At 38.1% G+C, this 24038-nt stretch carries 25 protein-coding genes; 18 read left to right on the top strand and 7 right to left on the bottom strand.

Annotated elements, in window-relative coordinates; genetic code table 11:
- Positions 1 to 23: 23 nt before the first annotated feature.
- The 4 genes from AB3I12_RS11615 (at position 24) to AB3I12_RS11600 (ending at position 2797) form a co-directional block, all read left to right on the top strand.
- The gene (locus tag AB3I12_RS11615) at positions 24 to 479 is read left to right on the top strand and encodes an arginine repressor (RefSeq protein WP_010737119.1); all 456 of its coding nucleotides are present in this window, start codon (positions 24 to 26) and stop codon (positions 477 to 479) included.
- Between the two features lie 18 nt (positions 480 to 497).
- Positions 498 to 2033: a phosphoglucomutase gene (locus AB3I12_RS11610; RefSeq protein ID WP_063627528.1), complete on the top strand. Its 1536-nt coding sequence runs from the start codon at positions 498 to 500 to the stop codon at positions 2031 to 2033.
- Between the two features lie 2 nt (positions 2034 to 2035).
- Positions 2036 to 2242 (top strand): hypothetical protein, encoded by a 207-nt coding sequence (locus AB3I12_RS11605; protein ID WP_034699898.1) that lies wholly within the window; start codon positions 2036 to 2038, stop codon positions 2240 to 2242.
- 153 nt (positions 2243 to 2395) lie between these two features.
- A complete protein-coding gene (locus tag AB3I12_RS11600; RefSeq protein ID WP_010720840.1) occupies positions 2396 to 2797 on the top strand; it encodes an organic hydroperoxide resistance protein in 402 nt (133 codons plus the stop codon).
- Between the two features lie 280 nt (positions 2798 to 3077).
- Here AB3I12_RS11600 and AB3I12_RS11595 read toward each other — a convergent pair whose 3' ends face one another.
- Positions 3078 to 3908 carry a manganese catalase family protein gene (locus AB3I12_RS11595; protein WP_010720838.1) on the bottom strand — a complete coding sequence of 277 codons (831 nt, stop codon included), beginning with the start codon at positions 3906 to 3908 and terminating at the stop codon, positions 3078 to 3080.
- 227 nt (positions 3909 to 4135) lie between these two features.
- On the opposite strand from AB3I12_RS11595, the gene AB3I12_RS11590 reads away from it, so the two are divergent.
- The 8 genes from AB3I12_RS11590 (at position 4136) to AB3I12_RS11555 (ending at position 12144) form a co-directional block, all read left to right on the top strand.
- Positions 4136 to 5461 (top strand): ABC transporter substrate-binding protein, encoded by a 1326-nt coding sequence (locus AB3I12_RS11590; protein WP_063627526.1) that lies wholly within the window; start codon positions 4136 to 4138, stop codon positions 5459 to 5461.
- A gap of 40 nt (positions 5462 to 5501) precedes the next feature.
- Positions 5502 to 6413: a carbohydrate ABC transporter permease gene (locus AB3I12_RS11585; protein ID WP_063627525.1), complete on the top strand. Its 912-nt coding sequence runs from the start codon at positions 5502 to 5504 to the stop codon at positions 6411 to 6413.
- Positions 6410 to 7264 carry a carbohydrate ABC transporter permease gene (locus tag AB3I12_RS11580; protein WP_053766292.1) on the top strand — a complete coding sequence of 285 codons (855 nt, stop codon included), beginning with the start codon at positions 6410 to 6412 and terminating at the stop codon, positions 7262 to 7264. Before AB3I12_RS11585 ends, AB3I12_RS11580 begins: the two co-directional genes overlap by 4 nt.
- Complete coding sequence (locus AB3I12_RS11575) at positions 7265 to 7879, top strand: DUF624 domain-containing protein (protein WP_063627524.1); 615 nt, start codon at positions 7265 to 7267, stop codon at positions 7877 to 7879.
- A gap of 176 nt (positions 7880 to 8055) precedes the next feature.
- A complete protein-coding gene (locus AB3I12_RS11570) occupies positions 8056 to 8730 on the top strand; it encodes a response regulator transcription factor (protein WP_010720833.1) in 675 nt (224 codons plus the stop codon).
- A gap of 17 nt (positions 8731 to 8747) precedes the next feature.
- Positions 8748 to 9773 (top strand): HAMP domain-containing sensor histidine kinase, encoded by a 1026-nt coding sequence (locus AB3I12_RS11565; protein WP_010720832.1) that lies wholly within the window; start codon positions 8748 to 8750, stop codon positions 9771 to 9773.
- A gap of 88 nt (positions 9774 to 9861) precedes the next feature.
- Positions 9862 to 10728: a GRP family sugar transporter gene (locus AB3I12_RS11560; protein WP_010720831.1), complete on the top strand. Its 867-nt coding sequence runs from the start codon at positions 9862 to 9864 to the stop codon at positions 10726 to 10728.
- 36 nt (positions 10729 to 10764) lie between these two features.
- Complete coding sequence (locus tag AB3I12_RS11555; RefSeq protein ID WP_010720830.1) at positions 10765 to 12144, top strand: APC family permease; 1380 nt, start codon at positions 10765 to 10767, stop codon at positions 12142 to 12144.
- Between the two features lie 220 nt (positions 12145 to 12364).
- Here the strand turns inward: AB3I12_RS11555 and AB3I12_RS11550 are convergent, their stop codons facing one another.
- Together AB3I12_RS11550 and AB3I12_RS11545 are read right to left on the bottom strand one after the other, a co-directional pair.
- Positions 12365 to 13552: a toxic anion resistance protein gene (locus AB3I12_RS11550; protein WP_010720829.1), complete on the bottom strand. Its 1188-nt coding sequence runs from the start codon at positions 13550 to 13552 to the stop codon at positions 12365 to 12367.
- A gap of 169 nt (positions 13553 to 13721) precedes the next feature.
- On the bottom strand, positions 13722 to 14387 hold the full coding sequence (locus tag AB3I12_RS11545) for a 5-bromo-4-chloroindolyl phosphate hydrolysis family protein (RefSeq protein ID WP_010737126.1): 666 nt from the start codon (positions 14385 to 14387) through the stop codon (positions 13722 to 13724).
- 225 nt (positions 14388 to 14612) lie between these two features.
- Here AB3I12_RS11545 and AB3I12_RS11540 point away from each other — a divergent pair, with 225 nt between their 5' ends.
- The 4 genes from AB3I12_RS11540 to AB3I12_RS11525 are packed head-to-tail and all read left to right on the top strand — an operon-like array spanning position 14613 to position 16742.
- Positions 14613 to 15176, top strand: a complete 564-nt coding sequence (locus AB3I12_RS11540) for an NUDIX hydrolase (RefSeq protein WP_063627523.1) — start codon at positions 14613 to 14615, stop codon at positions 15174 to 15176.
- 12 nt (positions 15177 to 15188) lie between these two features.
- The gene (gene macP / locus AB3I12_RS11535; protein ID WP_010720826.1) at positions 15189 to 15473 is read left to right on the top strand and encodes a cell wall synthase accessory phosphoprotein MacP; all 285 of its coding nucleotides are present in this window, start codon (positions 15189 to 15191) and stop codon (positions 15471 to 15473) included.
- 16 nt (positions 15474 to 15489) lie between these two features.
- Complete coding sequence (locus AB3I12_RS11530) at positions 15490 to 16182, top strand: 5'-methylthioadenosine/adenosylhomocysteine nucleosidase (RefSeq protein WP_010737128.1); 693 nt, start codon at positions 15490 to 15492, stop codon at positions 16180 to 16182.
- Positions 16183 to 16193: 11 nt separating this feature from the next.
- Positions 16194 to 16742, top strand: a complete 549-nt coding sequence (locus tag AB3I12_RS11525; protein ID WP_063627522.1) for a cysteine hydrolase family protein — start codon at positions 16194 to 16196, stop codon at positions 16740 to 16742.
- A 272-nt stretch (positions 16743 to 17014) separates the two neighbouring features.
- On the opposite strand, the gene AB3I12_RS11520 is transcribed toward AB3I12_RS11525, so the two are convergent.
- The 4 genes from AB3I12_RS11520 to AB3I12_RS11505 form a co-directional block, all read right to left on the bottom strand.
- Positions 17015 to 17599, bottom strand: a complete 585-nt coding sequence (locus tag AB3I12_RS11520) for a biotin transporter BioY (protein ID WP_010737130.1) — start codon at positions 17597 to 17599, stop codon at positions 17015 to 17017.
- A complete protein-coding gene (gene bioD / locus AB3I12_RS11515; RefSeq protein WP_063627521.1) occupies positions 17586 to 18263 on the bottom strand; it encodes a dethiobiotin synthase in 678 nt (225 codons plus the stop codon). Before bioD ends, AB3I12_RS11520 begins: the two co-directional genes overlap by 14 nt.
- Complete coding sequence (gene bioB, locus AB3I12_RS11510) at positions 18253 to 19218, bottom strand: biotin synthase BioB (protein ID WP_063627520.1); 966 nt, start codon at positions 19216 to 19218, stop codon at positions 18253 to 18255. Before bioB ends, bioD begins: the two co-directional genes overlap by 11 nt.
- A gap of 819 nt (positions 19219 to 20037) precedes the next feature.
- Complete coding sequence (locus tag AB3I12_RS11505; protein ID WP_053766300.1) at positions 20038 to 21945, bottom strand: M13 family metallopeptidase; 1908 nt, start codon at positions 21943 to 21945, stop codon at positions 20038 to 20040.
- Between the two features lie 179 nt (positions 21946 to 22124).
- Between AB3I12_RS11505 and AB3I12_RS11500 the strand changes: the two genes are divergently transcribed.
- Together AB3I12_RS11500 and AB3I12_RS11495 are read left to right on the top strand one after the other, a co-directional pair.
- Positions 22125 to 22973 (top strand): hypothetical protein, encoded by an 849-nt coding sequence (locus AB3I12_RS11500; protein WP_063627519.1) that lies wholly within the window; start codon positions 22125 to 22127, stop codon positions 22971 to 22973.
- 81 nt (positions 22974 to 23054) lie between these two features.
- Positions 23055 to 24029, top strand: coding sequence for a ribose-phosphate diphosphokinase (locus tag AB3I12_RS11495; protein WP_034700648.1), 975 nt, complete (start codon positions 23055 to 23057; stop codon positions 24027 to 24029).
- Positions 24030 to 24038: the final 9 nt, after the last annotated feature.

Genomic DNA, 24038 nt, shown 5'->3' with positions numbered 1-24038 from the left:
ATCAAAGACAAGAGGTGTCCGCTATGAAAAAAATCCAACGACAAGCATTGATTCGTCAGATCATCACAGAAAAGCCAATCAGCACACAAGAAGAACTATTGCTTTGTCTTCAAGACGCAGGGGTGACAGCCACTCAAGCAACTATTTCGCGTGATATCCGTGAGCTGAAGTTAGTGAAGTCTACGGATGAAAATAAGCAAGTTCGTTACAATCTATTCAGTCAGCCTGCTGAAACGTTACATGAAGAACGACTACAAGCAGCTGTTAAAAGAGAAGTTTTGAAAATACAAGTTGTTCAATTTATGATCGTGGTGCTAACAGAAAAAGATGGGGCGGATGTCGTAACCAATTGGCTAGATGAAGTCGCTTATCCAGAAGTTGTTGCAACGATTGCTGGAGTGGATACATTTATTGTGATTTGCCGTTCGGAAGAAGAAGCACAAGATTTTGCAGAAAAATTAGAAAGAATGAGGGAATAAAAGAAGGGAGAATGATTTATGTCTTTGTTGAAAGCGCTACAAAACGGATCTGATATTCGAGGGATTGCCATGACGACGGAAACACATTCAGCTAATTTGACACCAGCTGAAATCCAAAAAATAAGTTGTGGCTTGGTTAATTGGTTAAAAAGGGATCATCCACGCAAATATCAAGAAGGTAAATTAACGGTAGGAGTGGGGCGGGATAGTCGAATCAGTGGTCCAACGTTAGAAAAAGCGCTGATTGACGGATTAATCGAACAAGGCATAAATGTTCTTGATTTTGAGTTAGCTACGACACCGGCGATGTTTATGGCTACTCAGTTTTCTCAATTCCAGTGTGATGCAAGTGTGATGCTAACAGCTAGTCATTTGCCGTTTTACTTTAACGGCATGAAGTTTTTTACAGCTAATGGCGGCGCAGAAAAAGAAGATATCGCATTTATTTTATCAGAAACAACACCAAATAAAACCAATCATAAGGGGACAGTCCAAAAAGCCGATCTGTTAACACCTTATGCAGAAGACTTAGTTCAAAAAATCAAAAATGGTATTAGAAAGAAAGGAATGTCTGACACAAAACCGTTAGCTGGCTGGCGGATCATCGTAGATGCAGGAAATGGCTCCGGTGGTTTTTTTGCTGAAAAAGTACTACAACGATTAGGGGCAGATACGACAGGTTCGCAATTTTTAGACCCCGATGGTCATTTTCCGAACCATATCCCGAATCCAGATAATGCTGAAGCCATGGCAAGTATCAAGCAAGCTGTTTTGGAAAATCAAGCCGATTTAGGAGTGATCTTTGATACGGATGTTGACCGTTCGGCAGTAGTCAGTGCAAGTGGTCAAGTGATCAATCGTAACAATTTGATCGCCTTATTAAGTACGATCGTGTTAAAAGAATACCCTGGAGCGACGATCGTAACTAATTCACCAACGTCTAATCACCTAGAAACGTTTATTGAAGAAAAAGGTGGCAAACAAGATCGTTACATTTCAGGTTATCGTAATGTCATCAATCGTGCAATTGCATGCAATAAAGAAGGAATCGATGTTCCATTAGCGATTGAAACAAGTGGGCATGCAGCATTCAAGGAAAATTACTTTTTGGATGATGGTGCCTATGTCATTGCAAAAATTTTGATGCTTTTGCCAGAACTGAAACAAACAGAACAAACGTTGGAAGAGATTATCCACGACTTAAAACAGCCACAAGAAGTACAAGAAATTAGGTTAAGGCTTAGTGAAGAGGATCCGAAAAAACAAGGGGCAACAATTATTCAAGGGTTAGCGAACGAATTGAACGAAGAGGGACTGGTATTTCATCCGGAAAATGAAGAAGGAATTCGTTACGATCTAAAAGAACCATATGGGAATGGCTGGTTTTTATTACGAGCAAGTTTGCATGAACCATTACTGGTGCTCCAGATCGAAAATGATGAAGTTGGAAAAAATCAACACGTTTTACAGCTACTTGCGGAACATTTAAAGAAATACTCAAATGTTGAACCACTGATAGTGGATACTAAGGAAGCGAAGGGAAATGAAAAGTAAAAATGGTTGCGAACATAGTAATTTTTTTGACTATATTAGTTTATGGTGTTAATTTTTTAGTTTTTCTTTATCTTAGAATCAATCATATCAAAAATTGTGTAGAGAAATTAGCTATTTATTTGGGAACAAACATGACTTTATTATTTACGAGTGGTATTTTTCTCTTTTTTGGAAAAATCATTGAAGATGGCATCCTTGTTTTTGAATAAGTAACTTTCATGAGAAAATAAACTAAAATGCTCATGTTAATCAAGAAGTCCTCAACCGTTGCAGTATGAATCTAGGAGCAGAATTTTTGAACAAATCGCTGGATATGCTTACACTGGTAATAGACGAAGTGTCATATCGAAAGGAGCAGTACAATGAAAAAATTATACGAAACAGCGATGATCAATCATGGCGGACGAGAAGGCGAAGTAGCAGCACCAAATGGTTCGATGCAAATGAAGATCACTCCTCCAGGCATCCATGCTGAAGGAACAAATCCGGAACAACTATTTGCTGCGGGCTATGCCTCATGTTTCAATGGTGCACTGCAACATATGATCAAAGAAGCTAATTTGTCCGTAGACTCCACAGTTAAAGCACGGGTTTCACTTTACACACTTGATGAGGGTGGTTATAAAATCGGTGTGGTCTTAGAAGTACATGTTGACGATGTGAGCGAGGAACAAGCCAAGCAATTAGCGGAAGATGCCCATGATTACTGCCCTTATTCAAAAGCGACAAGAGGAAATATTGATGTTGAGGTAGTGACAGTTTAAACGATTTTTCTATCTAAGGAAGAAGTAAGTACCTTTAGATAACTACTTTTTGTAAAAAACAGGACCGGTAGAATTTTCTATCGGTCCTAAAAATGATGGTGACGAGTCCTAAGCTATTCTTAGCTTATAAATGCCAATAGAAGCTAAAAAATGATCGACCAGCAAGCATTTCTACTGTCTTTAGTAGGACAGCAATGGCTTGCAGGTCGATCATTCTTATTTTTATTCTGTTGAGTGGTAAGGACCCAAAGGATGTTGGACATAACCACTTTTGCATGTTTTATTTTTTACTTGGCGGTGTTCCATACATTTTTGGTGTAACCCGTTGTAATTTTGGTTTATCACCTTCAATTTTTGGTTCTGCTAACCATTGGTATTCGCCTTCACCATCTAAGGCTTCGCCACTTGCCCAAGAGCCTTTACTACTTTCATCACCTTCTGAGAAATTATAAAAGTCATAGGCGATATCTTTTCGTTCGTTTTCACGATTGAACGTACTTGGTACAAGAATGGAGCCTTCATTTTCTTCTAATTCTTTCACGGCACTTGCCCATAAGTTTTGATGATAACTATCTCTTGCAAGCAAGACTGCCAGTAAATCTTTGACGCCACGGTCATCGATCATTTCATAGATACGAGCGACTTGTAACCGTCCTTGAGATTCAGCATTTAGATTGGCACGGAAATCAGCTAACAAGTTTCCACTTGCAACGATATAACCGCCGCTCCAAGGATTGCCAACACTATCAGCAGGGCGTGGTCCTAAGCCAGCAACAATTGCATGTTGAGGATTCATACCAGAGATGATTGCACCGATCGTAGGATCTTTTTTCATTGCTTCTTCTTGGTCTTCAACTGGCGCATCTTCTAATAATCGTGCGACCATCGTTGCTAACATTTCGACATGTCCAAGTTCTTCTGTTGCGATATCCATTAACATGTCTTTATATTTTTCTTCTCCTCGACAGCTCCAACCTTGAAACAAGTATTGCATTGCCACACTCATTTCTCCGTATTGTCCACCGATAAGCTCTTGTAAATATTTTGCGATTAACGGATTCGGACGATCTGGTTTTGCTTCAAACTGTAGTTCCTTTTGGTGTCTGAACATCAAAAATTCCTCCTAATCTTTTATTAATACATTTACATTCTGCGCTTTAAAATGAGAAAACACAAAGGAAATGCTTAGAAAAAGTACGGTGACAGATTTAATCTGATATATGAGTAGACACGCCTAATAAATTGTTATTTTCTGATTAAAATGATATCGTTATATTAAAATGTTATCGGTTGCAAATGGCGAAAGATAACCTTTTTATTAAAAAATGGAGGGATAAAATGAAAAAGTTGTTAGTTACTGGGGTGCTGGCAAGTACAGCATTATTTTTGTTGGGAGGTTGTGGTTCAAGTAGTGCAAAGTCAAACGCAGCTAGTTCATCTGAAAAAACAAGTGACGGGAAGAAAACTATTGATTTCTGGTCATTTTGGGGATCAGGAGCACGTAAAGAAGTGATCGAAGAGATCATTGACGATTACAATCAATCACAAGATAAGATCCAAGTAAATTATAAATACCAACCGTGGGGGGATATTTGGACCAAATCATTGTCAGCGATTACAGCGGGGAATGCACCAGACGTGATTGTTCAAGATATCAATTCAGTTGCTCAAAGAGCTGAAGCGCAACAGGCCACAAACTTATCTAAATATGTAGATGAAGAGACCTCAAAAGATTTTTATCCACAATTGTGGGATACAGTGGAGTACAAAGGTGATCCATATGCGATTCCGTTCAACACAGATACTCAAGTTATTTTTTATAATAAAAAATTATTTAAAGAAGCAGGAATCGCTGAAAAAGATTTACCAACTACATGGGATGAATTAGAAAAAACCGCCCATCAATTGGATAAAAAAGATAAAAAAGAATTCACACGAATTGGATTTTATCCTTTATGGAATTTAGGGGCAGATGTCTGGGCATTAAATGCAGATAATGGGACAAGCTGGTTTGATCAAGACGGCAAAATCAAAATCGATACGAAGAATAAAGTTGAAGCATTAGAGTGGATCCAAGATTGGCAAGACTATTATGGGAAAGATACGATCAATAAATTAGAGGCAGAATTTGGCTCAGGTGTTTCTGATCCATTCATCTCAGGTTTAGTCGCAATGCGTGCCCAAAATATCAATTATTATTCGAGCTTGATGGAAAATGCTCCAGAAGATTTTGATTTTGGTGTCATTCCGCTTCCAGAAAAAGAAAAAGGTTCTGGTCATTGGTCATGGGGCGGCGGCTTTGTACTCGAAGTACCTTATGGGGCAAAAGATCCAGAAGCTTCTTATGACTTTATCAAGTATCTTTCTTCACCAGAAGTTCAAGAAAAATTTGGCGAAAAGAGTTTTGATATCATGGCAAGTAAAACAGCCAATGAGAACTTAGTGAAGAATGAACAGCTAAGTGACAAGGGACGAATGATCTATCAAATGGCTGATGAGAATTTCAAAAATACGGTCATTACACCTGTCCCATTAGCAGCACCAGATTATACGACACTAGTGAACGAACAAATCGATCAAATTCTCTTAGGAACAAAAACACCAAAAGAAGGTTTAGCTGATGCTCAAAAAGCGGTGGAGAATCTAGTAAAACAAAATAACTAATCAACTGTTGACTAATTGAAAGAAAAAAGGAGGCAAGAAAATGAAGCGTTTATCAATCCGAAAGAAAAAAGAGGCAAGATGGGCCTATTTATTTATCTCGCCTTTTATTATTGGCTTTGTCGTCTTTATGTTAGGGCCCATGCTTTTTTCTGTTATCGGAAGTTTCACTGATTATAATTTGACTTCTAAAATGAATTTCATTGGATTAGCTAATTTTAGACGGATGTTTCTACACGATGATCTTTTTTGGAAATCATTATACAATACAGTGTATTTCGTCCTATTCAATGTTCCTTTAACCACAATATTTAGCGTATTTCTAGCAACGATTTTAAATCAAAAGATCAGAGGTATCAGTATTTTCCGAACGATGTTTTATTTACCTGCAGTCCTATCTGGTGTTGCTGTTTATATTTTATGGATGCAGCTGCTTTCACCTTCTGCCGGGTTGATCAATACGTTTCTAGGTTGGTTCAATATTTCTGGACCAGCCTGGTTGTTTGATCCTAACTGGACAAAGCCAGCTTTGATTTTAATGAAAATCTGGAGTTCTGGCGGAGCAATGTTGCTTTATTTAGCGACTTTGCAAAACGTTCCACGCTCTTTATACGAATCAGCAGCGATTGATGGTGCTGGCGTATGGGGGAAATTTAAAAATATCACGTTGCCATTGATCACACCGATTATCTTTTACGATGTGATTACTTCAACGATTGGTTCTTTTCAAATTTTTCAAGAGGCTTATGTGATGACTAAAAATGGAACAGGTGGACCAGCTAACTCTTTACTATTTTATAATCTTCACATGTGGAATAAAGCTTTTGTCGCATTCGACATGGGGTACGCAATGGCGATGTCAATGATCCTATTTTTGATCGTGTTAGTATTGACTTTTATTAATTTGAAACTGGCACCTAGATGGGTCTATTACTCTGGAGGTGATGGCAAATGATGGAATATTTCAAAAGAACAAGTGTTAACCGCCAAACCAAAAAAATCGTTAGTTATCTCCTCATGACGGCTATCGGAATCGTATTGATCACACCATTATTGTGGATGGTATTTACTTCTTTAAAACCAATGGAAGAGATCGTACGTTATCCTCCAACTTTTTTTCCAGAAAAAATTGTTTGGCAAAACTATCTGGATACAATTACTGCTTTCCCATTCTGGCGTTATGCAAGGAATACTTTATTGATCACAGTCTTAGTGGTATTTGGCAATGTTCTCTCGAATTCCTTCATTGCTTATGGGTTTGCGAAATTAGATTTTCCAGGAAAAAAGCTAATGTTTGCTTTAGTCCTTTCTACGATGATGATTCCAGGTTTTGTGACCATGATCCCCCAATATGTTCTATTCTCAAAAATAGGCTGGGTAGGAACTTATTTACCATTGATCGTTCCATCATTCTTCGGCAATGCATTTAATATATTTTTGATGCGTCAATTTTATTTATCCATCAATGATGAATTAATTGAAGCGGCAGAAATCGATGGAGCAAATCATTTCTATATTTGGAGCCGTCTGATGCTGCCGCTGACTAAACCAGCGTTAATCACGATTGCAATCAATTCATTCAATGCGGCTTGGAACGATTTTTTAGGGCCGTTATTATACATCCAAGATCAAGAGAAGTATACTTTACAGATTGGGTTGCAAGTTTTCCAAAATCAGGCGACGACTCAATGGAATTATTTGATGGCAGGAGCCACACTTGTTTTGATCCCAACGATTTTGATGTTCTTCTTTGCGCAACGTTACTTTATTGAAGGAATGGATTTGACAGGAGGGTCAAAAGGCTAAATGAATAAAATTCATAGTGAAAAAATCAACCAGCATTTTTTGACAGTCATTGAATGGATTCCGTCATTGCTTATTTTGCAATCCTTATGGCTATTAACTAGCTTACCGCTGTTGACAATCGGCAGTGCTAGTCGTACGGTTATGTCTACCATTTATCACTACCACAAAAACGAAGAGAAAAAGATCCATACGTTGTTTTGGCAAGAACTTCGTCATAATTTTTTGACCTATCGTAAGCAAGACCTCATAGTCAGTTTCTATTTATTGCTTTTACTGATTGATAGTCGTATTTTTCTTTACTGGGGCGGAGCATGGGGATTGATATTGATGTATGCTTCGTTAAGTATCCTTTTTTTAAGTATCGTGATGGTTAGCTACCGTATGTTGCTCCAACTAGAGAGAGCAAACGAAGTCCCTCTTTTTACTGCTTTTATTTTATTTTTTTATCAATGGAAAAACGCTCTCTTACATTTAGGGGGAACCCTGCTACTACTGCTTTTTTTATTCTTCCTGGGACCTATTTATGTGGTTTTAGTCGGAGGAAGTTCATTGCTTTATTTACAAACTTTTTTGTTTTTTGGACGGAAAGAAATAAAGAGCCCTTCAAAAGTTTAAGAATAGTCAAAATATTTGCGATGAAAGAATCAACTACCTGACTAAATATTGAGGAATAAACCCATCGTTTCAGATGTAAGGCGTACGGAGAGAGAAATAGTTGAAAATATGGTTACTTGTCACGTTCGGCCTTCTTTGTTATGGTTATAGCAAGAAAGAAGTAGGAGGACAACAAGATGGCAAAAATTATGGTTGTAGAAGATGAAGAAATCATCCGCCAACTCATCATGGAAGAACTGGAAAAGTGGCAGTTTGAAACGTTCGGTACCTCTGATTTTAATCAAGTATTTGCAGACTTTGAAAAAGAAGAACCTCAACTTGTTTTATTAGATATCAATCTTCCGGTCTTTGATGGCTACTACTGGTGTCAAAAAATTCGAGAAGTCTCCAAAGTGCCGATTATTTTCATCTCCAGTCGAAATACCAATATGGATATGATCATGGCGATGAATATGGGCGCAGATGATTTTGTCACCAAGCCTTTTCAAATTGATGTGCTGATTGCCAAAATCAATGCTTTATTGCGACGTTCATACAATTATGGGGAACTGTCGAGTGAAGTCATGAGTCATAATGGGATCACGTTGAATGTTGATAATGGGAGTATGGAAATCAACGGTGAAATCATCGATTTAAGTAAGAACGAATATCGATTACTATTTATCTTGATGAAGCAACATGGGAAAATCCTTAGCAGAGAAAAGTTATTGAGAGCATTATGGGATGATGAGCGGTTTGTTGATGACAATACATTGACAGTCAATATCAATCGTTTACGTCGGAAAATCGAACAAGCAGGGATCAAAGGATATATCGAAACAAAAGTCGGGCAGGGCTATATTGTTCCCTGAAAGGATGAAAATAAATAATGAATTTCTTTAAATACTTAAAGGATCAATGGTCGTTGCTCTTAGGCTGGCTCTTTTTTGTCTTGCTAACGATTTTTGTCATGTGGTTAGCACCTAATATTTTAGTCGACTGGACGATGGTTGGCTATCTGGCGCTTATTCAAGCCGTATTTTTGTTTTTTTATTTACTTGTCCGTTATTTAAGTAAACGTCATTGGTGGGAAAAACTTGCCGATCTCAAACAAATATCTCCGCTACAAAGTTATTTGAGTGGCGGTCATACAGAAGAAGAAAAATTAGTCGAAGATTATATCAATCAATTGATCCGTGAGCACCAAGAAGTCATGCAAGAGGCGATTAGTAACCAACAGGATCAAAAAGATTACATTGATTCGTGGGTCCATGAAATCAAGGTGCCTTTAGCAGCCTCTGAACTCTTGGTGCGTTCGATTGAATTCGATATTGATGATCAAAAATATACCCTACTAGAAAACGAACTAGCTAAAATCGATGAATATGTAGAACAAGTTCTTTATTATGCTCGGTTGGATAGTTTTTCGAGAGATTATTTAATTCAAGAGTATGAATTAAAAAGCATCATTCAGCCAGTGATCCGCAGTCAGGCGAATTACTTTATTCAAAAAAATCTTCGGTATGAGATTATTGGAGAAGATCAAAGAGTTTTAACAGATGCCAAGTGGGTAGCTTTTATATTCAAACAAATTTTGAGCAATGCGATTAAATATACACCTGACCATCGAGAAATCATTATTTCGATCGAAAAGAACCAACAAGGGATCTCTTTAGCCATCAAAGACTCGGGCATCGGTATTCCTAAAGAAGACTTGTCGCGGATTTTTGACAAAGGATTCACAGGTTCTAATGGACGATTGAGTAAAACACATTCTACTGGTTTAGGGCTTTATTTGGCTAAATCCTTAGCTGAAAAACTTGGGATCCAACTACTTGCTGAATCAATTGTAGGAGAGGGAACAACGATGACCCTGTTTTTCCCAATCTTAAATTTCTATAATGAGAAACGTTAGAAAATAGTTAGAATCGAAAAAAACTTCTTGTGTTGTGAACGTTTTCGCTGATAAGTTTCATATCATGTGAAATAAAAGGAGATTAGTTATGGAAATTTTAATAGCATTAATCCCTATGGTAGCATGGGGAAGTATTGGTTTAGTAAGCGGGAAAATTGGTGGCGATGCCAATCAACAGACATTAGGGATGACGATTGGTGCATTTATCTTTTCATTAGTTGTCTTTTTCATCGTTAGCCCAACAATCACACCATGGATTTTCTTGATTGGATTCCTCTCTGGGTTAGCTTGGAGTGTTGGTCAAAACGGACAGTTCCATGGAATGAAATTTATGGGCGTTTCTGTTGGTTTGCCTTTATCGACTGGTTTTCAATTAATTTTGAATACGATTGCGGGAGCCGTTTTCTTTCATGAATGGACACAAACGAAAGATTATGTATACGGTATCCTAGCTTTAGCACTTCTTGTTAGCGGTGCCTATTTAACAGCACGCCAAGATGATGAAGGAAAAGTTGATACTGACAATAAAATGCTTGATTTTGGTAAAGGGTTTAGAGCATTGATCTATTCAACGATTGGTTATGGTGTTTATACGATCATTGTGAACTGGGCTAACTTGGATGCGATGTCAATCATCTTACCTCAAAGTATCGGAATGATCTTAGGTGCAAGTTTCTTTGCCTTTCGTAAAGTGAAAGTGGATCAATTTGTTTGGAAGAACATGATTTGTGGTTTGCTATGGGGAATTGGGAACGTGTGCATGCTCTTAACTGTTAAATCACTTGGTTTAGCTGTTGGATTTTCATTATCACAGATGGGGATTATCATCTCAACTTTAGGTGGTATTTTCATTTTGGGAGAAAAGAAAACGAAAAAAGAACTTGTTTACGTTATTGTCGGTTGCCTTTTAGTCATTTTAGGTGGTATCATTTTAGGGTATATGAAAACGGCTTAATGGCCGTTTTCCAACCTAAAATAGGGAGGTACTGCCATGGATTTGTTTCGTAAGAAAGAAATCAATCTCAACCACACAAGTGGGATGAAGAAAGATCTGAAAACGTCCGATTTAATTATGCTTGGAATTGGCGCAATTATCGGCACAGGAATATTTGTAGTGACAGGGGTTGCGGCCAATCAAAATGCGGGTCCAGCACTGTCACTTTCATTCGTTTTAGCTGCAATCGTTGTCATTTTATCGGGGTTAAGCTTTGCTGAGTTTGCCTCACGTGTGCCAGTCATTGGTGGCCCGTATGCGTATCTTTATGTTGTTTTTGGTGAATTTGCCGCCTGGTTAACAGGTTGGTTGTTGATTGGCGAATTTCTATTAGCAGTTTCGTCGGTTGCTTCCGGCTGGTCTGGTTATGTTCAAGGGTTCTTGGAAGGATTTGGAGTCCATTTACCACAAGCCTTGACCAGTGGTTATAATCCTGACAATGGCACCTATGTCGATTTGATCGCAGTGTTCGTTGTCATATTTGTGACATACATCGTTTCTTTAGAAGCCAAAAAAGCATTAAGATTGAATAATATCATGGTTTTTGTGAAATTCGGTATTATTGCATTATTTATCGTTGTAGGGATTTTCTTTGTAAAACCTGAAAACTGGCAACCATTTACACCATTTGGTTTTTCAGGCGTTTTAGATGGAGCAGCTCTAGTCTTCTTCGCTTTCTTGGGATTTGATTCAGTTGCAATGGCAGCCGAAGAAGTGAAAGAGCCACAAAAGGACGTTCCTCGAGGGATCATTGGTTCGATCTTGATTGCCACAGCTTTATACATCGTAGTTACCTTGATTTTAACGGGGATTGTTCCGTTTACTGAATTAGGGGTCAGTGACCCAGTTGCCTTTGCGATGCGTTACGTTGGTCATGGAACAATCGGAGCTGTGATTGCAGTCGGTGCCATTTTGACGCTCTTGACCGTAACGATTTCTATGATGTATTCGCTAGCTCGGTTATTGTTTGCTGTAAGTAAAGACGGTCTTTTACCTAAATTTATGACAGAGATCGATGAAAAGCATCGGACGCCTAGAAAGGCGACTTTTGTAGCTGGGGTAGCGGCTTTATTTTTCGCTGGTTTCTTCCCATTGAATATTCTCGCTGAACTAACAAACATCATGGCGTTGACCTATTTGATGTTAGTCAGCTTAGGATTACTTAAACTAAGAAAAATGTTTGGTAAACCAAAAGCCGGTGAATTTAAAGTGCCATTTGTACCGATATTACCGATCATATCTATCGGTACATGCTTGGTATTAATGCTTCGTTTACAACCAGTCACATGGATCGTCTTCGGTATCGTGATGGCGATTGGATTAGTGATTTACTTTGGTTATGGGTACCAACATAGTAAAATGAATCAACAAAATTGATGATTCGTTCTTTTCAAACGACCTGGGTTTAGAACCTATAGCGTAATTTGATAAGACGAGTGTAAGACATCTTGAGTCCTTCGATGAATTGGTTAGCCAAATTCATTTTGAAGGATTTCGGGGTGTCTTTTCTATCCTTTTAAAGCATAAAAAAGATGTTGGCGAATTTCACCAACATCAAAAATCTAGAGCTTTTTTGATTGATCCATATAGATCATTCTTATTGTGTTAAATCGAGTAATTTTTGTTTCAAGTCGTCTTCCATATGACCAAGTTCGACTTCTGCATGACGACGCTTTTCTTTTCCTTCTTTTTGGATGCGTAATGTTTCTTGGATCGTTTCGATCAAATCATTTTGAGTTGTTTGTAAGGTTTCAATATCAACGATCCCACGTTCATTTTCTTTTGCTGTTTCAATAGCAGAGATTTTCAACATTTCTGAATTTTTCTTCAATAGATCATTGGTTGTCTCAGAAACTTGACGTTGGGCAGTTACCGCATCTTTTTGGCGAAGTAACGTCAAGGCGATCACTACTTGGTTTTTCCATAGAGGGATCGCTGTTGCGATTGATGCTTGGATTTTTTCTGCTAACGCTTGGTTAGTATTTTGGATTAAACGGATCTGTGGTGCTTGCTGGATAGTGATCTGTCTTGCCAAACGTAAATCATGGGTTCGTTTGTCTAAACGATCTAGAAATTGAGTATAATCATTTGCAATTTGAACATCCATTTGATCGCCTGTTTCTTCGGCTTTTTTCATTGCTTTAGGAATGATCGTTGTTTGAAGTTCTTCCATCTTCAATTCGCCAGCTGCGATATAAATATTCAGTGCATCAAAATAATCTTTGTTTTTTTGATAGAGTTGTTCGAGCATCAAATTATCTTTTAAAAGCCCGTCTTTTTCTTTTTCTAGTTTAACAGAGATTTTATCGATTTGGGCACCGATCTTTTGATATTTTGCAGTCACTTCATAGATCGATTGTTTTACTTTGCCAAACATCCGTTGGAAAATATTGCCTTCGCCAGCTCGTAATTCATCAGGATTTGCTTCTTGCAGACGATACATCAATTCAGTCAATGAATCTCCGACAGGACCAATATCTTGTGCCTGTACATGATTTAACATGGATTGTGAAAATTCACTTAACTTCGTTTGTGCAGCAGAACCGTAGCTGATCACCGACTGTGCATCTGAAACATCGATTTTAGCTGCTAGCTCTTTGGCTTGCTCTTGTCGTTCAGCAGGTAGTTTATCAATCAAGCGTGCAGCGGTTTGTTGTTCTTGCAAAGCATTGATTTCTGACTGTTGTGTTTGGGTTAATTTATCTGTTGGGGTAGAGAACGGATTATTTAACAAATCATCTAACGTGTCATTTACAGGTGTTACCTCTTTAGGTTTATTATCCATTTAAAACTCCTCCTCGTGGTTCAATGTGATGCGATAGGTTCAATGTTATCATTTTTGTAAAAAAACAGTTGTTCATCTTATTCATCTATTATAAAGGATAAACAAAAGAAAGGATAAGCAAAAGGAGTGTCTAAGAAACAAAACACTCCTTTATGATTCTATTAACCGATCATTGAGATTGATTGTTATCATCAGATAGATTCTCTCGTTTTAAGCTTTGTTTCGCAACTGATATTTCTACATCTAGATCATCTAAATCTTCAGAGACAAATTGTTGATAGTCTTGAGCAATCAGATGTGCTAGTTGATCAATGATTTGTGAACTTTCTTCGAGCTTTTCATAAGTCTGTTTGTTTTTGATTTCATGGTCATTGATCTCAATATATTTATTGGTCAAATCGACTAAGTTTGGTAAGTGAGTATAAAGAAATTGACTTGCTTCGTGTAATCGGTTGGGCTCTTTCACCAATGCTTTGAAGAGTGCTTTGGCCGCCTTCACTGTATCGTGACGAAGATCGACAGCTTTTAGTTTGGCTGTTTGTTGCATGTTTTGTTGCAATTGTTCAATTTCGACTTTCGTTTGATTCATTGTCTGTCTAAAGAAAGTAATCTCACTAGGTGTCATCCCGCTTTTTGTATAATGTGATTCAAGTTCATCAGATAAATCGGGCATTTCATTTTTTGCTGATTTTTTCTTGCCAGAGCCAAAGATTCCCCAAATCACTAAAGCTGCGCCGATAATCAAAATGACTGTTACTAAAGAAAAGTGACCTTGACGAATCAAAAGAAACACCAACAATAGACCTAAGATCCATCGCCAATTTAATTTTCGCATAATAAGCCCTCCATATATATTCCATCCATTTTAAGTAATGAAGCGTTGTTCTCATTTCCACCCTTATTTTAGCACACTCAACCTAAGAAAGAGTATGGGACTAAAGGAGGATTTTGTAGATTTAGAGAATTTCTAAGGTTTAGTTATGGTAAACTAAAAGAAAACTCTAGAAAAATTGAAAAGTAAACGAAAAGCGGGTATTATTACAAAGAAAGTGGGAGAAAGATGCTTGAATATGAGCAATTTGAAGAAAAAACGATCGAACGAAAAGAAATCTATCACGGAGCAATCATCGATGTTGCAGTAGATGACGTCCGCCTGCCAGATGGGAAACTTGCCAAACGTGAATTAGTGTTTCATCCGGGTGGTGTAGGGATCATCGCATTTGATGATCAGGATCGTTTATTATTAGTGAAACAGTTTCGGAAACCATTAGAAAAAGTGATTTTGGAGATCCCTGCTGGGAAAATCGATCCAGAAGAAAGCCAAACACCGGAACGTACCGCTGCAAGAGAACTGGAAGAAGAGACTGGGTATCGGGCAGGAAAGCTCAAACATGTTTCATCTATGTATCTTTCACCAGGATTTGCAAATGAGATCATGCATATTTATCATGCGATTGATTTACAGAAAGTAGAGAATCCGTTGGCTCAAGATGAAGATAAGGTGCTTGAATTATATGCACTGACTTTCGCAGAAGCTAAACAAGCAATAGATGATCAACTGATCTGTGATGCGAAAACCATGTATGCGATCCAATATTGGGAGCTATTGATTAAAGGAAAGTAGAGGGATCGGCTGATGGCCAAAGGACCGCTGATTACGAGAAGTGAATTACGTAAACGACAGCAGGCGCAAGCCCAAGAGTCATTAAAACGGCAAAGAAAAGAAGAGGCTGCTTATCAGCAAGAAGAAAAGAAAATTGCTAGTTTTTATCGAAAGGAACAAAAACGGAACAAACCTATCACAAAAACAAGAATCGGTGAACGTGAAAAAACGACGAAGTGGAATTCATTTTTGATGAAATCCTTGATTATTGTTATTCTATTATTGTGTGTCGTATTTTTTGCGGTCGCATTTATTTAGAAAGAAGGAAAAAGCTATGAAAATCGGTATTATCGGTGCAATGGAAGAAGAAATCAAAATTTTAAGAGAAAAGCTAAGTGAACCCTTGTCATGGGAACGAGCAGGAGCATTGTTCATTTCAGGTTCTTTAGGAAGACATGAAGTAATTGTGGTTCGTTCAGGGATCGGTAAAGTTTTGGCATCAGTCACGACTAGTTTGTTGATCCAACAATATGGTGTAAATATGGTCATCAATACAGGTTCAGCGGGTGGTATCGGACAAGGGCTACAAGTAGGCGATATCGTAATCTCTGATAAAGTAGCTTATTTTGATGCAGATGCAACCGGATTTGGCTATAAGCCAGGACAAATACCAGGGATGCCGCTTTATTATGAAGCAAGTACGTATCTTCGCACAGAGATGGCAAGAGCAGCCAAAGCGATAGATCTGAATGTGAAAGAAGGCTTGATCGTTACTGGAGATACGTTTGTTGATTCTTCCGAAAAAGTAGAAGAGATTTTAACAAACTTTCCAGATGCGTTGGCTTGTGAAATGGAAGGAGCGGCTGTTGGACAAACGGCTCGTCAGTTCAATATTCCTTTCTTGATCGTTCGTGCGATGAGTGATACTGCTGATCATGCAGCGACACAAACCTTTGATGAGTTTATTGAAGATGCAGGGAAACGTTCTGCTGAGATGGTAATCGAATTTGTCAAACATCTTGTATAAGGAGCCCATTAATGAAAGCATTGATCTCGATTGATTACACGTATGATTTTGTGGCAGATGACGGGAAATTAACGACAGGTAAAGCTGGGCAAGTGATTGAACAAGCAGTGACGACTCACACGAAAAAGTTTATCGAAGAGGGAGACTTTGTGGTGTTTGCGATTGATGCGCATGACCCATCGGATAACTTCCATCCTGAAAATAAACTATTTCCTCCGCATAACGTGATTGGCACCAATGGTCGTGCCCTTTATGGTTCGCTACAAGCTGTTTACGAAAGAGCTCAAGAACAAGCCAATGTCTATTGGATCGATAAGCGGCATTACTCTGCTTTTAGTGGAACAGATCTAGATATTCGGCTCCGTGAGCGGGGGGTCACTGAACTCTATTTGACTGGCGTATGTACGGACATTTGTGTGTTGCACACAGCTGTTGATGCATATAATTTAGGCTATCAACTGTTTATTTTTGAAGATGCTGTAGCTAGCTTTGATCCAGTCGGTCATGACTGGGCACTACGTCATTTTGAAACAGTCCTCGGGGCAACGTTGATCAAGTAAATATATAATAAGCTTGTTAATGATTTGTGGGCCTAACTGGTTCATGAAGTAACCAGATCGTTCTGTTGTATATTCTGTCGTACGTCTGTCGTACGATAGAGTAAGTCAATACGGAAAAATAAACCGAAGGATTCGAACATAGTTTATCTATTTTCGAATTTCTTCGGTTTATTTTCTTTCATAATTTTGTAAGATTTTTTAAGTCAATCAATCAGTATCCATTTTAAGCCGATGGTTCGATTCTTTTCCAATCGCTGAAATAGCGGCTTTTATTAGGAGATAAAGAGTTGGTTTGCTAGTTTGTGCTTATGAATGAGTGGCAATAACTTATAGGTAAGCAAACTAGCTACGAACACAAGTAAGATATCGCAACTTAAATCAATCAATGTGGAAACTGCTAGCACACTGTAAAGAACATTCGTTTCTTTAAGGTAAAAGAATAAAATCAAGCATTTATACAACAGACCGATTAAATAGAGATAAAGTAATCCTGAATAGTTAATGATCAGGATTTTTTTTAATGGGAGCCATTTTCTGCGCCAGAACAATTTTGACAGTGTAGCTTGAATCAGTGGGAAAGTTGCAAAAGATAGTAGAAAGCCAAAACTAGGTTTAAAAATATAAAAAATACCTCCGCCACTAGCGAAAATCGGTAATCCAATGAGCCCTAGGATCAAATAACTGAATGTGACAATGAGCCCGTATTTTGTTCCTAATAAAGGATAAATCAGATAAATCGTTATAATTTGTAAAGATAAATAATCGAATAGTGGTAACGGAATCACTAGTTTTGCTGTGATGATCAATAATGCCATCATCATCGCCATCATGGTGATATCTCGCCTATTTGTATACATTTAAATGCCACTCCTTACTAAGTTCTCTTTTTTTTGTTCTCGATTTTAACCAATGAGTTAAATCCTCTAAATAGGGTAATTTGCCAATTTGTGTGATTCCTGTCTTATCTGTCATCCATTGGCTTAAATCTTCCATGTCATTCTTTTCATTTGCTTTACTTGAATTAAAAACCAGACCTGCTATTGGAATGTTTTCGCTTTGTAATAAACTAGTCGTTAGCAACGTATGATTGATTGCACCTAAATAATTATCCGAAACGAGAATAACCGGTAATTGCAAAAGTTTGATCATGTCTAACATGGTTTGCGAGTCATTAATGGGAGAAAGCAGACCACCTGCTAATTCAAAAATCGTGGGTCGATTTTTTTTCAAGACAACATGTGCTTTTTCCTTCAAGACAAGTAGATCGATCCATTGATGCTCTTTTCTGCTAGCGATATGTGGAGAAGCTTCTAATGACATTGAATAGAAATGAACAATATTTTGTTTCTCAATATGGCATGCTTGATAAAAATCTGTATCAGGAAACGGTCCTGTTTGGATCGGTTTCACGAGTAACGGTTCCTGATTTGTCAGATCACGTAAATATTCATAGAGTAAGACACTGATCACTGATTTTCCACAATCGGTATGAATCCCGCAAATAATATAATTATTCTTCATCACAGACACCAGCCACAACTAAACCTAAACGATCAAGCATTTTTTGATCTTCAGAAATAGGTGCTCCTTTCTCTGTCAAATAGTTGCCTAAAAAAATAGAATCCACGATCAATAAAGCAAATGGTTGGAGTTCTCCTAAATGAAACTCTCTTCCGGCACTTACCCTAAGTTCTGTAGTAGGGAATAGTAACCTCAGCATGGTTAAGATTTTTAAACATTTCATAGGGGTTAATTCATTGTGTTCCTCAAACATTGTTCCAGCAATTGGAAGTAAAAAATTGACTGGAACGGAATAAGGCTCTTGATCTTTTAAGTCAAAAGCCAGATCGACTAATTGTTCATCTGTTTCTCCCATGCCACAAATAAAACCAGAGCAAATATTCATTTTGTGCTGACGAAGTTTGTTTAATGTTTCTAACCGATCATCATAGGAATGGGTTGTTGTGATGTTTGGGTAATTATCTCGACTAGTATTAAGATTATGATTCAACCGATCTACTCCACACGATTTTAAATAATCAATTTGTTCCTCAGTAACTAAGCCAATGGATAAACAAATCTCAATCGACATTATGCTTTTGATCGTTTGAATTGCCTCACCTAAAAGGTGGATTTCTTTTTTTGATGGGCGTGTTCCGCTTAACGCAATGCAAAACACACTGGAATGATTCTTTTTAGCAATCAACGCTTTACGAATGATTTCTTTTTTGGGTAATAATCCATATGTTTCAATCGTTGCAAAACTTTTTTTTGATTGCGCACAATAACCACAATCTTCTCTACACAAGCCGCTCTTAGCATTCAGCAATGTATTCAGACGGATGATATTTTGTGACTTGTTTGTTTTGAGCTGAAGGGCTTGTGCATAATACCCCCATAAATTAGTTTTGTCTTTTAGTATCTCCAGACATGTTGTTTTTGTTAGCGGAACACAAGGTTCGAATAGATTTTCCATAAAAACACCTCTTTACTTTCGTTAACTAATTTTATTACAAAGGTTAACGAAAATAAAGGGGTAAATGAAATGATGCAGTTTTATGACTATTTATGGTCGGAAAGAGTAGATAACACTAGAGAACAGTGAAGGAAGATGGAAGGATTTATTTTTCTTTATTAAGTGGATTTGGTTTGTGGGTAGTCAAAATGAGCTTGGTAGAAAAGTAAATGATAATATTAAGAGAGGTTGAGACAAAAGTGTTCAGCATCAAGAAATAAGAAGGAATTTCCGAAAATTGACAAGAAACACAAAAACTAGTTTTTGATGTTGATTGTTACCTACTTGGTGCTTCTCAAATTTTCCGAAGATGCTACTTTTGTCTCACCGTGAACAAGAGGTCGTGAAAAGAGTGGTTTGACCTGAGCGCTCACCAAGTAAAAACTGCGACGAGTAATCGCAGGAGCATTAAGGATGGAAATCTCGAAACAGCTTCCCTGTTTTGAGATTTTTTGACTTATCGCCGAAGGTCAGCTCTTTGAACACCGTGAATCAGAGGTCGTGAAAACATCGGGTAGCTCTGATGACAATAAGAAAGAATTTTTTGAAACAGCTCCTCATGTTTTGAAAAATTCAGGCTTATTGTTGAGGAGTTGCTTCTTGAACGCCGTTTATCCGTTTTTAGAGATACTAGAAGAGACTGAGACAACTTTTGTCTCAGTCCCTCGTAAAGAGAAAAATAGTGTTCAAACAACCGCTCCTTGAAATAAGTCAATTTTTTTATATGAGAGGTTGTTTCAAAAAATTTTCTTATTGCCATTGGAGCGTTTTTTAACTGTATTACCAGATATGCACTCGTTTTTCAGGTGGAAGATACATCGCGTCTTTTTCAGTGATCGCAAATGTTTCATAAAATTCCATCAAGTTTTGGGGTTGGATATTGGCACGTAATTTAGCAGGGGCATGAACGTCGATTTGTAACAACAATTGTTGGTATTCTTTTTTTGCTTTTGTCCGCCAAATCGTCGCCCAGCTGACGAAAAAGTCTGCTAGTGAGTGATCTGCTTCGGTTTTTGCTGCTTCTAAAGCACAACTTAGACCGCCCGCATCTGCGATATTTTCTGAAACAGTAAGCTTACCATTAACAGTACCATCAGCAAATGATAAGCCATCAAATTCTTCGATCATTGCTTGGGCTTTTTCTTGGAAGTGCGCTAGATCTTCTTCCGTCCACCAGTTATTTAAATTACCATATTCATCGAATAAGGCACCATTATTATCGAAGGCATGAGAGATTTCATGGGCGATGACAGCGCCGATCCCACCGTAGTTTGCTGAACTTGATTGTTCTAAACTGTAAAATGGTGCTTGTAAAATAGCAGCTGGAAAAACAATGACATTTCTGAAAGGGTGGTAATAGGCGTTGACTGTATCAGCACTCATTTCCCATTCCGTCCGATCAACAGGTTGATTCCAGCGACCAAAACGTTCTTTCAATTCGATTTTGCTGAAGGCTAAAGCGTTGGAAAGCAAGGTTCCGCCTTCTTCTTGTGTCACTGTGTGGTACTTCGTATATAACGCAGGGATTTGGTCTGGATAGCCGACCTGAACTCCTAGTTTATCTAATTTGATGATCGCTTTTTTTCGAGTAGTATCGCTTAACCAGTTGTTTTTTTCTAAACGATCTTTATAGACAGAGATCATTTTTTCGATCATATGCTCAACATCTTTTTTGGCCGCTTCACCAAAGTATTTTTTGCCATAATAATCGCCAACGACTTGGTCAAATTGACCTGAAGCTAAGTAATAGGCAGCTTTTTTCTGCGGCATGGCTTCATCTGTGCCTGAGAGTGTCCGTGAGAAGATTCCGCTGATTTGTCTAAAGTCTTCTGATAGATAACTACTCAACGAACGAATCGTTCGGACGATCATCCAGCTTTTGATCAATTGAAAATGTTCTGTGGTTAGTAGTTCGCCTAACTGTTCAAAATAAACAGGATCCGTCACGATTACTTTATCCGGTGTGGTACCAATCAATCCCACTGTCAACTTTTCCAGATCCAGTTTATCGGTATAGTGGATGAAGGTGTCAAATGACCGGGGATTGTACATTTTGCTGTAATCCGCTTTTTCTTCCGCACTTTTAACATGAGGCGCAACCAATCGATCAAATTGGATAGCTTGTTCAACGATTGCCTCTGCTTGGCTTTTTTCTTTTCCGGTTAATTCAACGAGTTGGACCATCATATCAAAGAAAACGCCTAATAGTTGCGCACCATTTGGATGTTCTGCAGTATAGTAAGTTTTGTCAGGTAAAAATAATGAAGGGGGATAAGCAAATAATGCGTTTGTTTGTGCATTTTTCATATCCGCATCGACATCTAAGCTAAATGGTAAAGGTAAACTATCCAATGTCCAAGTAGGAAATTGTTGGTTCAAGTCTTCAAAAGATTCGATTTTTTCAATTCGTTCAATTAAAGGAAGCAACGGTTTAGCAGCTAACTGGTTTCTTCGATCATAATCATTAGCTAATTGATAAAAATGAAGAAAGTGACGCATCATATCTGATTGGACTTTATCAGGTTCAGCCAGCATATGATCAATATCTGTCATCAAAAGATCATCGATACCGTCAACTAAGTCCTGGAAACCGCCAGTGGCTGGTTTATCAGCGGGGATCTTGGCTGTTTTTAGCCATTCTTCATTCACAGCTTCAAAAAAGTCTTGCTTTATAAGTTCTTTGTTCATTCGGTTATCGCTCCTTTTTATCTAATGTTCCTATTATCATATAAAAACAGCGAATAAACAAATAGAAAGAGGAAAGAAGCACTTGTTGGGGTCTTGCCGTAGGCACAGCAGAACTAGTCTATCTGATTTGTTTTTCTCCTTATTTCACTTATAATAAAAAAGACGGAGGTGATTCGTTCTTGAAAACTGTATTTGAACAATCAATCGAATGGAATCTAGATGGTATCAAGAAACGGTTAAGCGCTGTGGAACAGTTGGCGATGAAGGATGAAGAGAAGGGTTACGCTTTAATTTTTGAAGATGGTAGTTATGTCATCCTAGATCAAAACAAACAACCAATAGAATACGGTCCTGCGAGCCACTCCTACCCAGATGCAAGAAAAGCTTATCAACTCGTACCGATGACTGAAGCAGAAGTCACCAATATTTCTCGTTGGCTTGCAGATGATCGTGAAAAAGCTTTGATTGCGCCAAAGGAAAACGGACAAGAACTTTTGGATTGTTGGGTGGGATTGCCTGAACAACGGTTTTTAAACTATAAAAATTGGCGGACACCGTCTGGCTATCTTTGTGGGACCTATGCTGCAACTGTCCTTATTGCTTATTACCAAGATTTTCAAAACGAATTGTTTTTCTCTCCAACGTTACGTGAAAAAAGAACGAAAGACCATGCGCAACTAAGTGAAGCATTACGCCAAGCGATCCAGCCGCTAGGACTTCCGACGGTTCCCGGTCAAGTCAGTCATGGTATCACGAAGTTTTTAAAACATACAGGAAATCGAGTGTCTGCTAGAAGTACGATGCTTGGTTCTTGGCAGCGAGCGACTAAACGGATTCGCCAAGGAAAACCTGTGATCTTAGGGGTGTTGAAAGTATTAGGGAGCACCTATGGCAATCATTGGGTCACTGCATATGCATATTATCAATCCTCTTCTGGAGAACGCTTTTACAAAGTTCATGACAACTGGGGCAACACGGATCAATTGATTCCTGCTAGTTGGTGTAATGGAACTGTTTCGCTGCCTTAAAAATTATTTACAGAAATTACCAGAAAAACTGGAAAAAATATGTTAAACTATCGAAGAAGAGAGAACAATAGGGAGGACAACATGAGTAAAAAGTATCAGGATGACACATTGAAAATCTTTAGCTTGAATGGAAATCGACCACTGGCAGAAAAAATTGCCAAGGTGTTTGGAACGGAGCTAGGAAAAAGTGTCGTAAAACAATTTAGTGATGGAGAGATCTCGATCAATATCGAAGAAAGTATTCGTGGGGATCATGTTTATATCGTGCAATCAACCAATCAGCCAGTTAATGATTATTATATGGAATTATTGATCATGATCGATGCGATGAAACGTGCCAGTGCAAAAACAATCAATGTTGTGTTACCTTATTACGGTTATGCCAGACAAGACCGTACAGCAAAACCACATGAACCGATCACAGCTAAATTGATTGCTAATTTGATCCAAGAAGCTGGCGCAACTCGTGTGCTGACATTGGATTTGCATACAGTTCAAGTCCAAGGATTCTTTGATATCCCTGTAGATAACTTATTCACAATGCCGTTGTTTGCTCACTATTACCGAGAACTTGGTTTAACAGGTGACGATATTGTTGTCGTTTCACCAAAAAATAGTGGTGTCCAACGTGCAAGAAGTCTTTCTGAATATTTGAATAGTACATTGGCGATCGTGGATCACGCCGATGATGCAGATGAAAATAGTGGATATGTGATTGGTGATGTCCAAGGAAAAACATGTATCATGGTCGATGACATCTTGAATACTGGTGCAACGCTTGCTCGAGCTGCTAATGTTTTGAAAGAAAACGGAGCAAAAGAGGTTTATGCTTGTGCTTCACACGGCTTGTTGTCTATTCCTGCAAAACAAATTTTAGATGATGCACCGATTAAAGATATCTGCATCACTGATTCTGTATTTACTCAAGAAGAACGTCATCCTAACAATTTAACGATTGTTACTTGTTCAGAGTTGATGGGAGAAGCGGTTAAACGAATTCATGAAAATACACCAATGAGTCCATTGTTCCGTCTAGAAGAAAAAGTATTTGATTAATCATTTTTT

The sequence above is a fragment of the Enterococcus sp. C65 genome (assembly GCF_040887165.1).
GTDB classification, from domain to species: domain Bacteria; phylum Bacillota; class Bacilli; order Lactobacillales; family Enterococcaceae; genus Enterococcus_B; species Enterococcus_B hirae.
The sequence above is the reverse complement of the archived record's forward strand: the minus strand, read 5'-3'. Positions and strand labels throughout refer to the sequence as shown.